The sequence below is a fragment of the Streptomyces sp. GbtcB7 genome (genome assembly GCF_019091445.1).
Taxonomy (GTDB): domain Bacteria; phylum Actinomycetota; class Actinomycetes; order Streptomycetales; family Streptomycetaceae; genus Streptomyces; species Streptomyces mirabilis.
Map to the genome: position 1 here is coordinate 375,664 of NZ_JAGXJM010000001.1, position 14,002 is coordinate 389,665.

At 67.9% G+C, this 14,002-nt stretch carries 12 protein-coding genes; 8 read left to right on the forward strand and 4 right to left on the reverse strand.

The features are described from left to right. Positions 1-121: 121 nt before the first annotated feature. A complete protein-coding gene (locus tag KVT44_RS01680; protein WP_217565797.1) occupies positions 122-778 on the reverse strand; it encodes a TetR family transcriptional regulator in 657 nt (218 codons plus the stop codon). A 113-nt stretch (positions 779-891) separates the two neighbouring features. Here KVT44_RS01680 and KVT44_RS01685 point away from each other — a divergent pair, with 113 nt between their 5' ends. Further along, positions 892-2,514, forward strand: a complete 1,623-nt coding sequence (locus KVT44_RS01685) for an MFS transporter (RefSeq protein ID WP_217565798.1) — start codon at positions 892-894, stop codon at positions 2,512-2,514. A 275-nt stretch (positions 2,515-2,789) separates the two neighbouring features. Here KVT44_RS01685 and KVT44_RS01690 read toward each other — a convergent pair whose 3' ends face one another. Both KVT44_RS01690 and aceE read right to left on the reverse strand, forming a co-directional pair. Then, positions 2,790-3,557 (reverse strand): potassium channel family protein, encoded by a 768-nt coding sequence (locus KVT44_RS01690; RefSeq protein WP_099922874.1) that lies wholly within the window; start codon positions 3,555-3,557, stop codon positions 2,790-2,792. 99 nt (positions 3,558-3,656) lie between these two features. Next, on the reverse strand, positions 3,657-6,404 hold the full coding sequence (gene aceE / locus KVT44_RS01695; protein ID WP_190168678.1) for a pyruvate dehydrogenase (acetyl-transferring), homodimeric type: 2,748 nt from the start codon (positions 6,402-6,404) through the stop codon (positions 3,657-3,659). 469 nt (positions 6,405-6,873) lie between these two features. Between aceE and KVT44_RS01700 the strand changes: the two genes are divergently transcribed. The 6 genes from KVT44_RS01700 to KVT44_RS01725 all read left to right on the forward strand — a co-directional run bounded on the left by KVT44_RS01700 (position 6,874) and on the right by KVT44_RS01725 (position 11,723). Beyond that, positions 6,874-7,302 carry a DUF3052 domain-containing protein gene (locus tag KVT44_RS01700; RefSeq protein ID WP_054231000.1) on the forward strand — a complete coding sequence of 143 codons (429 nt, stop codon included), beginning with the start codon at positions 6,874-6,876 and terminating at the stop codon, positions 7,300-7,302. A gap of 369 nt (positions 7,303-7,671) precedes the next feature. Then, complete coding sequence (locus KVT44_RS01705) at positions 7,672-8,130, forward strand: peroxiredoxin (protein ID WP_060896037.1); 459 nt, start codon at positions 7,672-7,674, stop codon at positions 8,128-8,130. 129 nt (positions 8,131-8,259) lie between these two features. Beyond that, entirely contained in the window at positions 8,260-8,835 is a 576-nt protein-coding gene (locus KVT44_RS01710; RefSeq protein WP_054230998.1) for a TerD family protein, read from the forward strand. 204 nt (positions 8,836-9,039) lie between these two features. Next, positions 9,040-9,615: a TerD family protein gene (locus tag KVT44_RS01715; protein ID WP_054230997.1), complete on the forward strand. Its 576-nt coding sequence runs from the start codon at positions 9,040-9,042 to the stop codon at positions 9,613-9,615. 111 nt (positions 9,616-9,726) lie between these two features. Beyond that, positions 9,727-10,875, forward strand: a complete 1,149-nt coding sequence (locus tag KVT44_RS01720; protein ID WP_099922877.1) for a DUF475 domain-containing protein — start codon at positions 9,727-9,729, stop codon at positions 10,873-10,875. Between the two features lie 107 nt (positions 10,876-10,982). Further along, the gene (locus KVT44_RS01725) at positions 10,983-11,723 is read left to right on the forward strand and encodes a Tellurium resistance (RefSeq protein ID WP_060896039.1); all 741 of its coding nucleotides are present in this window, start codon (positions 10,983-10,985) and stop codon (positions 11,721-11,723) included. Between the two features lie 12 nt (positions 11,724-11,735). Here the strand turns inward: KVT44_RS01725 and KVT44_RS01730 are convergent, their stop codons facing one another. Next, a complete protein-coding gene (locus KVT44_RS01730; protein ID WP_217565799.1) occupies positions 11,736-12,623 on the reverse strand; it encodes a TerD family protein in 888 nt (295 codons plus the stop codon). A 189-nt stretch (positions 12,624-12,812) separates the two neighbouring features. Between KVT44_RS01730 and KVT44_RS01735 the strand changes: the two genes are divergently transcribed. Then, a complete protein-coding gene (locus tag KVT44_RS01735; protein ID WP_217565800.1) occupies positions 12,813-13,982 on the forward strand; it encodes an HpcH/HpaI aldolase/citrate lyase family protein in 1,170 nt (389 codons plus the stop codon). Positions 13,983-14,002 lie beyond the last annotated feature (20 nt).

The following is a 14,002-nucleotide window of genomic DNA, read 5'->3' on the forward strand; positions in this document are numbered from 1 at the left end:
GTAATTGGGGCAAACCGGGTTCAGTTTCAGATAAATAGTGACGCTGTGTGCGCGGAGTTGATCGTTCCGTGCGTCGCTCCAGGCGTCATTCCGCACGCCGTTGCGTGCGTCACTCCACACGTCATTCCGTGCGCCATTTCTCCGCCAACGCGGGCCCCACCTGGTCGAGGTAAGCGGTGGTCAACTCGCGGATCGCCGGGATGCTGTGGTCGGCCCCCTCGCTCCACAGGCGGCCCGTGATCCGCATCACTCCGCCGAACACGGCCACCGCGACGCGCGGTCTCGGGTCCGCGTCCACGTCGAGTCCCTCGCGCTCGGCGATGACCCGCGCGATCTCCTCCTCCAGTTCCGCCGAGCGGCGCAGATAGGCGGCGAGGAGGGCGGGTGTCGACTCGATCAACTGGTAGGCGCGCATGTGCAGTTCGAGCGGCACGACGGACTCGATCGACTCGCCGATGGTGTCCCAGCCCTCCAGGACGGCGCGGCGCAGCGCCTCCAACGGGGCTTCCTGGGGCGGGCGTTCGCGTACGGCGTCGAGGAAGCGCGCCTCCGCGACCCCCTGGGTGAACAGGGCGACCTCCTCCTTGCCCGCGAAGTACCGGAAGAAGGTGCGCTGCGAGACGTCGACGGCCTCGGCGATCTCGTCGACGGTCGTCCACTCGTAACCCTGGGTGGTGAACAGTTCGAGGGCGGCCCGCAGCAGCGCCTCCCGGGTGCGCTGCTTCTTGCGCTCGCGCAGGCTCGCCGGGGGCGACGTCTGGGCGGCTGTCGTCTCCATGAGGTCCTCTTCTGTTCTTTCAGCCCAGCTCAGCGTACTGGTGGGTGACGTGACAGTTACCGACTTGTGAATTGGTTTGTCAACTGTCAGTGGCTGTCACTAGCCTCGAAGGTATGACTAGTCAGACCACCATCGACACGACGGGTTCGGGGGACAAGGCTCCGGTCACTCCGTCGGACAAGGCGCCGTCCGACGGACTGCGCGGCCATCCGTGGTTCACCCTGTTCACCGTTGCCGTCGGCGTCATGATGGTCGCCCTGGACGGCACCATCGTGGCCATCGCCAACCCGGCCATCCAGAAGGACCTGGACGCGAGCTTCGCCGACGTCCAGTGGATCACCAACGGCTACTTCCTCGCGCTCGCGGTCACCCTGATCACCGCGGGCAAGCTCGGTGACCGCTTCGGCCACCGCCAGACCTTCCTCATAGGCGTGGTCGGTTTCGCCGCGGCCTCCGGCGCGATCGGCTTCTCCAGCAGCATCGCCCTGGTCGTCACCTTCCGCGTCTTCCAGGGCCTGTTCGGCGCGCTGCTGATGCCGGCCGCGCTCGGCCTGCTGCGGGCCACCTTCCCGGCCGAGAAGCTGAACATGGCGATCGGCATCTGGGGCATGGTCATCGGCGCCTCCACCGCGGGCGGTCCGATCCTCGGCGGTCTGCTGGTCCAGCACGTCAGCTGGCAGTCGGTGTTCTTCATCAACGTGCCGGTGGGCATCATCGCGCTGGTCCTCGGCCTGATGATCCTCCTCGACCACCGCGCCGAGAACGCCCCCCGCTCCTTCGACGTCCTGGGCATCGCGCTGCTCTCCGGCGCCATGTTCTGCCTGGTCTGGGCGCTCATCAAGGCCCCGACCTGGGGCTGGGGCGACGGCCTGACCTGGACGTTCCTGGCTGCCTCGGTGCTCGGCTTCGTGCTCTTCGCCCTGTGGGAGAAGCGGGTCGAGGAGCCGCTGATCCCGCTGGGGCTGTTCCGCTCCGTGCCGCTGTCGGCCGGTGTGGTCCTCATGGTGCTGATGGCCATCGCCTTCCTGGGCGGCCTCTTCTTCGTCACGTTCTACTTGCAGAACGTGCACGGCATGAGCCCGGTCGACGCCGGTCTGCACCTTCTCCCGCTCACCGGAATGATGATCGTGGGCTCACCGCTGGCCGGCGCCCTGATCACCAAGACGGGCCCGCGCATCCCGCTGGCGGGCGGCATGGCCCTCACCGCGATCTCCATGTACGGCATGTCCACGCTGGACACGGGCACCAGCGGCGCCGTCATGTCGCTCTGGTTCGCCGGTCTCGGTCTCGGCCTCGCGCCGGTCATGGTCGGCGCCACCGAGGTCATCGTGGGCAACGCGCCGATGGAGCTCTCCGGTGTGGCCGGCGGCCTCCAGCAGGCCGCGATGCAGATCGGCGGCAGCCTCGGTACGGCCGTGCTGGGCGCCGTGATGGCCTCCAAGGTCGACGGCGACCTCGCGGGCAACTGGGCCGACGCCAAGCTGCCGCCGCTCACCCCGGCCCAGCTCGACCAGGCCTCCGAAGCCGTCCAGGTCGGCGCCGCGCCGGTCGCCCCGGGCACCTCGGCCGCACTCGTCGAGAAGATCACGACCGTCGCCCACGACACGTTCATCTCCGGCATGAGCCTGGCCTGCCTGGTCGCCGCCGGGGTCGCCGTCGTGGCGGTCTTCGTCGCGCTTCTCACCAAGCGGGGCGACAACGCCGAGGCGGCGGGGGCGGGCGCGGGCCATATCTGAGTCTGCGCGTCTGACCAGCCCTGTTTTGCGCAGGTTTCACCTATCCGGGTGACACCGCTGAAGATCCCTCCCACCCGGCAGCCGTCGCACCTCACAGTGGGTCAAGTCCTCCGCACGACATGGGAGGACGACCGGAGCTGCGGCGCGCTGCCGGAGGGGGGCAGCGCGCCCGCAGCCCGAAGGGGCGGGTGGGGCGCCCCGCCAGGGCGCCCCTTCAGGGGCGCGGGGAACTGCGCGCCCAGCCCCCACACTCCCGCACCCGAAGAACACCCCCGTTAGCGCGAACGCTCCTCCGCACCCCCTGGCACCGGGTGCCGAACCCCACCAGCCAGCGCAGCCACCTCCGCCCGGAGCGCCCGCACCTCCTCCGTGAGCGACTCGATCGCCGCCGTCTGCCGCCGCTCCTCCACGTCGTCCTTCTCGAACCGCGAGATGAACCACGCGGCGATGTTCGCGGTCACGACACCGAGCAGCGCGATCCCGGAGAGCATCAGCCCGACCGCGATCATCCGCCCGAGACCGGTGGTCGGCGCGTGATCCCCGTACCCCACCGTCGTCATCGTGGTGAACGACCACCACACGGCGTCACCCAGCGTCTTGATGTTCCCGTTCGGCGACTCCCGCTCCACCGACAGCACCGCGAGCGAGCCGAACATCAGCAGTCCGACGACCGCGCCCCCGACGTAGGTCGTCAGCCGGATCTGCTGATCCATCCGGGCCCGCCGCCCGACCAGCGTGAGCGTCGCGACGAGCCGCAGCAGTCGCAGCGGCTGGAGGATCGGCAGGATCACCGCGCACAGGTCCATCCAGTGCGTACGGACGAAGTCCTTGCGGTCCCGGACGAGTATGAGGCGCACCAGATAGTCGGCGGCGAACGCGCCCCAGACCGTCCACTCCACGGCCGTGCACGCGCCGGTCAGGCCACGGCTCGCGTCGCTGTCCACGATCGGCACGGCGTAGGCGACGGCGAAGGCCACCGCGAGTCCCAGCAGGGGCCGCTGCGTGCGCTGCTCCCAACGGACCTGCACCGATTGCTCGTTCATGTCCGCATCGTAGGTGCACACAGCACACGCAAGGGGCGCGGAAATCTGGGTGTCCCAGCTCCCCGCGCCCCTAGGGCCACCGGCGCTCGCGCCGAGCGCCTACGCGTCGCCGCCCGCGGCTCCCGGGTCGGCCGATGACACGTCGAGCAGCTGATAGCGGTCGATCGCCTGCTTCAGCACGGACCGGTCGACCTTGCCCTCACGGGCCAGTTCGGTCAGCACCGCGACCACGATCGACTGCGCGTCGATGTGGAAGAAGCGCCGGGCCGCGCCGCGCGTGTCCGCGAAGCCGAAGCCGTCCGCGCCCAGCGACTGGTACGTGCCCGGCACCCACCGCGAGATCTGGTCCGGAACCGATCGCATCCAGTCGGAGACCGCCACGAACGGACCCTCGGCGCCGCTCAGTTTCTGCGTCACGTACGGGACGCGCTGCTCCTCCTCGGGGTGCAGCAGATTGTGCCGCTCCACGTCGACGGCCTCGCGCCGCAGCTCGTTCCAGGAGGTCGCCGACCAGACGTCGGCGCGCACGTTCCACTCCTCGGCGAGGATCCGCTGCGCCTCGACCGCCCACGGCACGGCGACGCCGGACGCCAGGATCTGCGCCGGGACGGAACCCGAAGTTCCTTCCGCGTAGCGGTGGATGCCCTTGAGGATGCCGTCCACGTCGACGTCCGCGGGCTCGGCCGGGTGCTGGATCGGCTCGTTGTAGACGGTGAGGTAGTAGAAGACGTCCTCGCCGTGGGGGTGTTCGTCGGACGAGCCGTACATCCGGCGCAGACCGTCCTTGACGATGTGCGCGATCTCGAACCCGAACGCCGGGTCGTACGCGACACAGCCCGGGTTGGTCGAGGCGAGCAGCTGCGAGTGGCCGTCCGCGTGCTGAAGGCCCTCACCGGTCAGAGTCGTACGCCCGGCGGTCGCACCGAGGACGAAACCGCGCGCCAACTGGTCGGCCATCTGCCAGAACTGGTCACCGGTGCGCTGGAAACCGAACATCGAGTAGAAGACGTAGACCGGGATCAGCGGCTCGCCGTGCGTGGCGTACGCCGAACCCGCGGCGATCAGCGAGGCCGTGCAGCCCGCCTCGGAGATGCCGTCGTGCAGCATCTGACCGGTCGGCGACTCCTTGTAGGCCAGGAGCAGATCCCGGTCCACGGACTCGTACTGCTGACCGAGCGGGTTGTAGATCTTCGCGCTCGGGAAGAACGAGTCCATGCCGAACGTGCGGTACTCGTCGGGCGCGATCAGCACGAACCGCTTGCCGATCTCCTTGTCCCGCATGAGGTCCTTCAGCAGTCGTACGAACGCCATGGTCGTGGCGATCGACTGCTGACCGGAGCCCTTCTTCACACCCGCGTACGCCTTGTCGTCCGGCAGGGCCAGCGGCTGCGACCGTACGACGCGCGTGGGGACGTATCCGCCGAGTCCCTTGCGGCGGTCGTGCATGTACTGGATCTCTTCCGAGTTCCGGCCCGGGTGGTAGTACGGCGGCGCGCCGGACTCCAGCTCCTTGTCGGAGATCGGCAGGTGCAGACGGTCCCGGAAGCCCTTGAGGTCGGCGACCGTCAGCTTCTTCATCTGGTGCGTGGCGTTGCGGCCCTCGAAGTTCGGGCCGAGCGTCCAGCCCTTGACCGTCTGCGCCAGGATCACCGTCGGCTGGCCCGCGTGCGCCTTGGCCGCCGAGAACGCCGCGAAGATCTTCTTGTGGTCGTGACCGCCGCGCCCCAGGTGCAGGATCTGGTCGTCGGTCATGTTCTCGACCATCGCCCGCAGCCGGTGGTCGTCACCGAAGAAGTGCCGGCGGATGTAGTCGCCCGTCTCGGTGGCGTACGTCTGGAACTGGCCGTCCGGGGTGGTGTTCAGCTTGTTGACCAGCACGCCGTCGCGGTCCTGCGCGAGCAGCGGGTCCCAGGTGCGGTCCCAGACCAGCTTGATGACGTTCCAGCCGGCGCCCCGGAACTGGGACTCCAGCTCCTGGATGATCTTTCCGTTGCCGCGTACCGGGCCGTCGAGGCGCTGGAGGTTGCAGTTGACGACGAAGGTCAGGTTGTCCAGGCCCTCTCGAGCGGCGATGGACAGCTGTCCGAGCGATTCCGGCTCGTCCATCTCGCCGTCCCCGAGGAACGCCCAGACGTGTGACTTAGAGGTGTCCGCGATGCCGCGCGCCTCCATGTAGCGGTTCATCCGCGCCTGGAAGATCGCGCCGAGCGGACCGAGGCCCATGGAGACGGTCGGGAACTCCCAGAATCCCGGCATCAGGCGGGGGTGCGGGTACGAGGACAGACCGTACGGAGCCTTCGACTTCTCCTGCCGGAACGCGTCGAGCTGCTGCTCGGAGAGCCGGTCGAGGAGGAAGGCGCGGGCGTAGATACCGGGGGAGGCGTGCCCCTGGAAGAAGATCTGGTCGCCGCCGTCGCCCTCGTCCTTGCCACGGAAGAAGTGGTTGAAGCCGACGTCGTAGAGCGAGGCGGAGGAGGCGAAGGTGGCGATGTGACCGCCGACGCCGATGCCGGGACGCTGGGCGCGCGAGACCATCACGGCGGCGTTCCAACGGGTGGCGTTGAGGATCTTGCGCTCGATCTCCTCGTTGCCGGGGAAGAAGGGCTCGTCCTTGGTGGCGATCGTGTTGACGTAGTCCGTGCTGCGCATCTCGGGCACGGCCACGCGCTTCTCGCGGGCCCTTTCGATCAGCCGCAGCATCAGATAGCGGGCGCGCTCACGGCCGCGCTCGTCGACGGCGGCGTCGAGGGAGTCGAGCCACTCCTGGGTCTCTTCGGGGTCGAAGTCCGGGACCTGACTGGGAAGGCCGCCAATGATGATCGGATTGCGATCGGATCCGGAAACCACGCTGTTCCTTCACTGTCAGAGGGGCGTGTGAGGGCTGCCCGAGGGGTTGTCTGGGAGGCTGTCTGAGGCGGTTTTTCGGTCTGTCTGCACCGTTCCCCATCGTGTACCTCGGGAACGGAATCGTCATCTCTACCGAGAGGTAACCAACACATTCCTGCAGTTCGTTGGGACGTGCCCGACCAAAACGCAACGATACGCTCACTCCGTGACGCGTTCCGCAAAGTCGTTCGGGTCTCGTACGCTCCAAGGGTTCCGAAATTCATAAATGGGGCAGAAGGGTGTGGTGTGCGTCACTTGTGGCCTTGAATCCACGCCTGGGGTTGCGCCGACACCGCCGGGATCGTCACCGTTTCGGCGGTCTCGACGGCCGGGTACTTGCGCGATCCGCCCCGCCCGTGTGGACTACGGCCAATGCTTCGCGTACGCGCGTGGCTGAGACATCTACCGAAACATGATCAGGAGGCAAGCCGTGAGCGCGACCGCGGACCACGCGGAGGAGCGGACCAACCCGGCCGGCAGGCTGGGGTTCGAGCCCGGACAGGTGGTCCAGGAGATCGGCTTCGACGACGACGTTGACCACGAGCTCCGTGAAGGTATCGAATCGTTGATCGGCCAGGACCTGGTCGATGAGGACTACGACGACGTCGCTGACGTCGTGTTGCTGTGGTTCCGCGACGAGGACGGCGACCTTACGGACGCTCTGGTGGACGCCATCGGTCTCCTTGAGGACGGCGGCATGATCTGGCTGCTGACCCCGAAGACCGGCCGGGACGGCTACGTCGAGCCCAGCGACATCAGTGACGCCGCCCAGACTGCCGGCCTCTCCCAGACGAAGAGCATCTCGGTCGGGAAGGAGTGGTCGGGCACGCGTCTGGCCACGCCCAAGTCGAAGCGCTGAGCTCTCGCTCCGTCTGCCGCACCAAACCACCCAAGAGGCCCCCTTCGGCGTCCCGCCGTCGGGGGCCTCCCCCATGCCCCGGCCGTCCCAGGCGGCCGCCGGGGGCTCCGCGACCGGGCCTGTGGCGGCGCGCGAGCACCACCCACGCCGCACCACCGCACCGCCACACCCCACCCGGGCCCGGACCCCGAGGCGGGCCGGCACCCACCCGGATGGCGGCAGCCCCCCACGAGACGTTGCACCCCGGGCGTGCGCCGCGTCGGGATGGGGGGCGCGTGGGACGCGTGGTCGGGGTGCGGCCGGTGGGGTGGGGGTGCTGCGTAGGGTGGGGTTCACCCGAACAGACCCTTGGAAGGGGAGCGTGTGACTATGGCGATCGAGGTCGGCACCGAGGCACCGGACTTCGAGCTCAAGGACAACCACGGCGCCACCGTGAAGCTGTCCGACTTCCGCGGTGAGAAGAACGTGGTGCTGCTCTTCTACCCGTTCGCCTTCACCGGCGTGTGCACCGGCGAGCTGTGTGCCCTGCGCGACGAACTGCCGAAGTTCGTCAACGACGACGTCCAGCTGCTGGCCGTCTCCAACGACTCCATCCACACCCTGCGCGTCTTCGGCGAGCAGGAGAGCCTGGAGTACCCGCTGCTCTCCGATTTCTGGCCGCACGGCAACACTTCGCGCGCGTACGGCGTCTTCGACGAGGACAAGGGTTGTGCCGTTCGCGGCACCTTCATCATCGACAAGGCGGGCGTCGTCCGCTGGACCGTCGTCAACGGTCTGCCGGACGCGCGTGACCTGAACGAGTACGTGAAGGCGCTCGACACTCTGTGAGCCCGACACCCTGTGATTGTTCGGTCGCAGGGCCTGCAGGGTGCGGGAACCCGTCACTAGGATCGACACGTTGATCCGATACCAACGCACGACGGGGCTCCCCGCCCCTGGACACCATTGGGAGGACTCGTGGGAGTCAGCCTCAGCAAGGGCGGCAACGTATCGCTGACCAAGGAGGCCCCGGGACTGACCGCGGTCATCGTCGGTCTGGGATGGGACGCCCGAACCACCACCGGCGTCGACTTCGACCTCGACGCCAGCGCCATCCTCACGAATGCGGACGGCAAGGTGAGCACCGACCAGAACTTCGTGTTCTTCAACAACCTGAAGAGCCCGGACGGTTCGGTCGAACACACCGGGGACAACATCACCGGTGAGGGCGAGGGCGACGACGAGCAGATCAAGGTCAACCTCGCCGCCGTGCCCGCCGACGTCCAGAAGATCGTGTTCCCGGTCTCCATCTACGACGCCGAGAACCGCCAGCAGTCCTTCGGCCAGGTCCGCAACGCGTTCATCCGCGTGGTGAACCAGGCCGGCGAGGCGGAGATCGCGCGCTACGACCTCTCCGAGGACGCCTCGACGGAGACCGCCATGGTCTTCGGCGAGCTGTACCGCAACGGCCCGGAGTGGAAGTTCCGCGCCATCGGCCAGGGCTACGCCTCGGGCCTGCGCGGCATCGCGCAGGACTTCGGCGTCAACGTCTGACACGACCGTCGGACGGGCCCGCGTCGGACGCGAACGTTTGATCTGAACGCTTGACGCGACCGTCCGACGTGAACGTCTGAGCCGTACGGCCTTCGGCTCCAGGCCCGGCGCCGCACGCTTCATGTGCGGCGCCGGACCCGCTGGACCACCGCGCGCAGGCCGCGCGGAACAACTGAAAGTTTGACCTCGGGGAGGACCAGCATCATGGGCGTCACGCTCGCCAAGGGAGGCAATGTCTCCCTCTCCAAGGCCGCACCCAACCTCACGCACGTGATGATCGGGCTCGGCTGGGACGCGCGCTCCACCACCGGAGCCGATTTCGACCTCGACGCCAGCGCCCTGCTGTGCAATTCCGGCCGGGTGCTCGGCGACGAGTGGTTCATCTTCTACAACCAGCTCAAGAGCCCGGACGGCTCCGTGGAGCACACCGGTGACAACCTCACGGGTGAGGGCGAGGGCGACGACGAGTCGATCCTGATCGACCTCTCCAAGGTGCCGGCCAACGTCGACAAGATCGTGTTCCCGGTCTCCATCCACGACGCCGACAACCGCGGTCAGACCTTCGGCCAGGTCAGCAACGCGTTCATCCGCGTGGTCAACCAAGCCGACGGCCAGGAGCTCGCGCGCTACGACCTCTCCGAGGACGCCTCGACGGAAACAGCGATGATCTTCGGCGAGGTCTACCGCTACAACCAGGAGTGGAAGTTCCGAGCGGTCGGACAGGGGTACGCGTCCGGTCTGCGCGGCATCGCGCTCGACTTCGGAGTCAATGTTTCCTAGGGCCCGCCCGAGTCAGCCGAAGGGGCGGCCCTCTAGACTTCGTGGTCAACAGTAGGTAAAGCCGAGTACGGCGCGGGGGAGACCCGTACATACACGATGATTGGGTAGCCAGTGCTTCTGAAAACCTTCGGCTGGTCGTTTGCGGTCACCGCGCTCGGCTTGGTCGCAGCGGTGATCTACGGGGGGTGGACCGCCTTTGGCATCGTGGCGATCCTGGCCATCCTGGAGATCTCGCTGTCCTTCGACAACGCGGTGGTCAACGCCGGGATCCTGAAGAAGATGAATGCCTTCTGGCAGAAGATCTTCCTCACGGTGGGTGTGCTGATCGCCGTCTTCGGCATGCGACTGGTCTTCCCCGTCGTGATCGTGGCGGTCACGGCCAAGAAGGGCCCGATCGAGGCGGTCAACCTCGCGCTGACCGACAAGGACCAGTACCAGCAGCTGGTCACGGACGCCCACCCGGCGATCGCCGCCTTCGGTGGCATGTTCCTTCTGATGATCTTCCTCGACTTCATCTTCGAGGACCGGGACATCCAGTGGCTGCGCTGGATCGAGCGCCCGCTCGCCAAGCTCGGCAAGGTCGACATGCTGTCGGTCTGCATCGCCCTGGTCGTGCTGCTGGTCTCCTCCATGACCTTCGCGGTCCACGCCCACCAGCACGGCGGCGCGCACATCGACAAGGCGCAGACGGTGCTGATCGCCGGCATCGCGGGCCTGATCACGTACATGGTCGTCGGCGGACTCTCCGGCTACTTCGAGGACAAGCTCGAGGAAGAGGAGGAGCGGGAGCACGAGGAAGAGGAGGAGGCCGCGCGGACCGGCAAGAAGAAGCCGGCCGTCGTCCTCGCAGGTCAGGCCGCGTTCTTCATGTTCCTCTACCTCGAGGTCCTGGACGCGTCCTTCTCCTTCGACGGTGTCATCGGCGCCTTCGCCATCACCAACGACATCGTGCTGATGGCGCTCGGCCTCGGCATCGGCGCCATGTACGTCCGCTCGCTCACGGTCTACCTGGTCCGCCAGGGCACCCTCGACGACTACGTCTACCTGGAGCACGGCGCGCACTACGCCATCGGCGCCCTCGCCGTGATCCTCCTGGTCACCATCCAGTACCAGATCCACGAGGTCATCACCGGTCTCGTCGGTGTCGTCCTGATCGGCTGGTCCTTCTGGTCCTCGGTGCGTCGCAACAGGGCGCTCGCGGCGGCCGAGGGAAAAGCGACGGCCTCGGACGACAAGACTGAGGTCTCGTCCGGGGTGTGAGTCCGGGAGCGTGATTCCGGGAACGCTCTGAGCGGGGCGGCCGTCGAGGACGAGTCCTCGTGGCCGCCCCGTCGCATATCCAGGCAACGTGGGGGCGGGACAAGGCAATGGGCTTCTGGGACGACCTGTGGCGCGGACGCTCGACGGACTTCGACTCCGGCAGTGCCGCCACCAATTCCATAGAACTGACCAAGCGGAACCACACGGTCTCGCTCACCAAACAGGGCGCGGCCACCGGCAACCTGCGCATCAACCTGTCATGGCGCATGCGCACGTCGGACATCGGCGGCGGCCAGCAGCGGGGCAGCCTGCTGCGGCACCCCTTCAAGACCTTCAAGCCGGACGTGGTCCAGGCGCACACCCAGAGCATGGTGAACGTCGACCTCGACCTGGGCGTCATGTACGAGCTCGCGGACGGCTCCAAGGGCGTGGTGCAGCCCCTGGGCAACTTCCTCGGCGACATCAACGACCCGCCGTACGTGAAGCTCAGCGGTGACGACCGGTTCGGTTCCGCGTCCGGCGAGACGGCCTACGTCAACCTCGACCACCGCGACGACATCAAACGGCTCCTGGTCTTCGTGTACATCTACGACCAGACGCCCGCCTTCGACCGTACGCACGCCATCATCACGCTCTACCCGAGCAACGGGCCCCGGATCGAGATCGGCCTCGACGAGCGGCATCCGCAGGCCCGCTCCTGCGCGGTGGTGATGATCGAGAACAACAAGGGCGAGATCACCGTGCGGCGTGAGGTGAAGTTCGTGTACGGGTTCCAGGCGGAGCTGGACCGGTTGTACGGGTGGGGGTTGCAGTGGGGGCGGGGGTACAAGTCCAAGGCCGACCGTTGACGGTTCGCTTTCCTAGCGTCCGACGAACTGTGGCCCCTGTGGCGGCAGCCTGAAGTCCGGGTCGGGGAGGGAGCCGACCGCCTGCGGGAAGCCGTAGGCCGGCTGGACGGCCGGGGCCGTCTGGGGCTGCGGGTAGCCGTAGGCGGGCTGGCTGGTCGGCTGGGGGTAGCCGTACGCGGGCTGGGCGGGGGCCGTCTGCGCGGGCCCCGGATAGCCGTACGCGGGCTGCTGGGGCACCGGGGCGGCCTGCTCGGGCGGGAGTGGCACCGAGGTCTCCGGGGAGGCCGCGGGGTCCGCCCAGGCGGTGGCGTCGGGTACGGGCGCGACGGCCTCGGGCTCGGATTCGTCCACCGTGATCCCGAAGTCGGAGGCGAGCCCCTCCAGGCCGTTCGGATAGCCCTCGCCGAGCGCCCGGAACTTCCAGCCCTGACCGCGCCGGTACAGTTCGCCGCAGATCAGCGCGGTCTCCGTGCCGGTCTCCGGTTTGATGTCGAAGTAGGCCAGCGGCTCACCGTCGGACCCCGTCGTGCCGGTCGTGGCGGACGCGTCGTACAGCAGAATGCGTAGGGCGCGTACCTGGTCGAAGGTGACGCCGTCCGCCGATGCGACCAGCAGAATCTGTCCGACACTGGACTCGACACCCGCCAGATCCGTCTGGATGGTGTCGGTGAGGCCCTCGGCGACGCGTTTCTTGCCAAGTCGCCACACCTTGCCCGAGGGATGGCGTGGCTGGTTGTAGAAGACGAAGTCCTCGTCGGATCGCACACGACCGTCGGGACCGAGGAGCAGCGCCGAGACATCGACATCGGGGACACCCTGCCCGGGCGTCCAGCGCAGCACGGCACGTACCGCTGTGGCGTCCAGCGGGACGTTAGACCCCTTCAGCATCGCGTGCGTCATGCGGTCATCCTGCCCTCTCGGTCCTGGTCACGACAACGCGGGGGTAAGGATTCCCCCTCGGGATGTGCGGGCAACCGACATGGCCGAGTTACCTGAACTTCACGCCTGGTGGGAACGACTGACATGGATTTGTACGTACTATTACCGGCCACATCACGTAGGTCCGCCTAGCCGCAACGGGGGAGTTTCATGCGTCATTTCGGGCATATCGCCCCTGAAGAGCGGCAGCGTCTCTTCTACCGGGAGCCGTGCGTCTTCACCGCCGACTCGCCCGCCCGCGTGCTCGCGGCGGCCCTCGGCGCCACCCTGTACAGCCCCGCGACCAGACCCCACCTCGCCGACGACGTCGTCAAGCAGGCCGGACGCGGCGTGGTCTCCATGGTCCTGTGCCTGGAGGACTCGATCGACGACGCCGAGGTCGTGGGCGCCGAGGAGAACCTGGTCCGCCAGTTCGCCGACCTCGCCGGACGGCCGGAGACCGACGGGCTCCCGCTGCTGTTCGTACGGGTCCGTGAGCCCGGGCAGATCCCGGACCTCGTCCGGCGGCTCGGCGCGTCCGTACGGCTGCTGTCCGGGTTCGTCCTGCCGAAGTTCACCGAGGAGCGGGGCGTCCCGTTCATGGAGGCGCTCGCCGCGGCCGAGTCCGCGAGCGGCCGGCGGCTGTTCGCGATGCCTGTCCTGGAATCGCCCGGGCTGCTGTACCTGGAGAGCCGCCGGGAGACCCTGGAGGGCATCTCCCGGGTCGTCGACAAGTACCGCGACCGCGTCCTCGCGCTGCGCCTGGGCGTCACCGACTTCTGCTCGGCGTACGGGCTGCGCAGGGCGCCCGACATGACCGCCTACGACGTCCAGATCGTCGCCTCCGTGATCGCGGACGTGGTGAACATGCTGGGGCGCTCGGACGGCACCGGGTTCACGGTCACCGGGCCCGTGTGGGAGTACTTCCGGGTCCAGGAGCGCATGTTCAAGCCGCAGCTGCGCCGCAGCCCCTTCCAGGAGGGTGAGGTCGAGGAGCTGCGCCAGGCGCTGATCGAGCACGACCTGGACGGGCTGCTGCGCGAAATAGCCCTAGACCGGGCCAACGGCCTGCTCGGCAAGACCTGCATCCACCCCTCGCACGTCCCGGCGGTGCACGCGCTGTCCGTGGTCAGCCACGAGGAGTACAGCGACGCGCAGGACATCCTCAGGCCCGAGCGGGGCGGCGGGGGCGTGCTGAGGTCGGCGTATACGAACAAAATGAATGAAGTGAAGCCGCACCGCGCCTGGGCCGAGCGCACCCTCCAGCGCGCCGAGGTGTTCGGTGTGGCGAACGAGGACATCGGCTTCGTGGAACTGCTCGCGGCCGCCCTGCCTGCGTGAACCGCGCCGGCCCGACCGAC

Coding starts and splice junctions, on each gene's coding strand:
- KVT44_RS01690 (WP_099922874.1), bottom strand. CDS start 3,557: ATGAACGAGCAATCGGTGCAGGTCCGTTGGGAGCAGCGCACGCAGCGG.
- KVT44_RS01725 (WP_060896039.1), top strand. CDS start 10,983: ATGGGCTTCTGGGACGACCTGTGGCGCGGACGCTCGACGGACTTCGAC.
- KVT44_RS01715 (WP_054230997.1), top strand. CDS start 9,040: ATGGGCGTCACGCTCGCCAAGGGAGGCAATGTCTCCCTCTCCAAGGCC.
- KVT44_RS01705 (WP_060896037.1), top strand. CDS start 7,672: ATGGCGATCGAGGTCGGCACCGAGGCACCGGACTTCGAGCTCAAGGAC.
- KVT44_RS01680 (WP_217565797.1), bottom strand. CDS start 778: ATGGAGACGACAGCCGCCCAGACGTCGCCCCCGGCGAGCCTGCGCGAG.
- KVT44_RS01730 (WP_217565799.1), bottom strand. CDS start 12,623: ATGACGCACGCGATGCTGAAGGGGTCTAACGTCCCGCTGGACGCCACA.
- KVT44_RS01685 (WP_217565798.1), top strand. CDS start 892: ATGACTAGTCAGACCACCATCGACACGACGGGTTCGGGGGACAAGGCT.
- KVT44_RS01735 (WP_217565800.1), top strand. CDS start 12,813: ATGCGTCATTTCGGGCATATCGCCCCTGAAGAGCGGCAGCGTCTCTTC.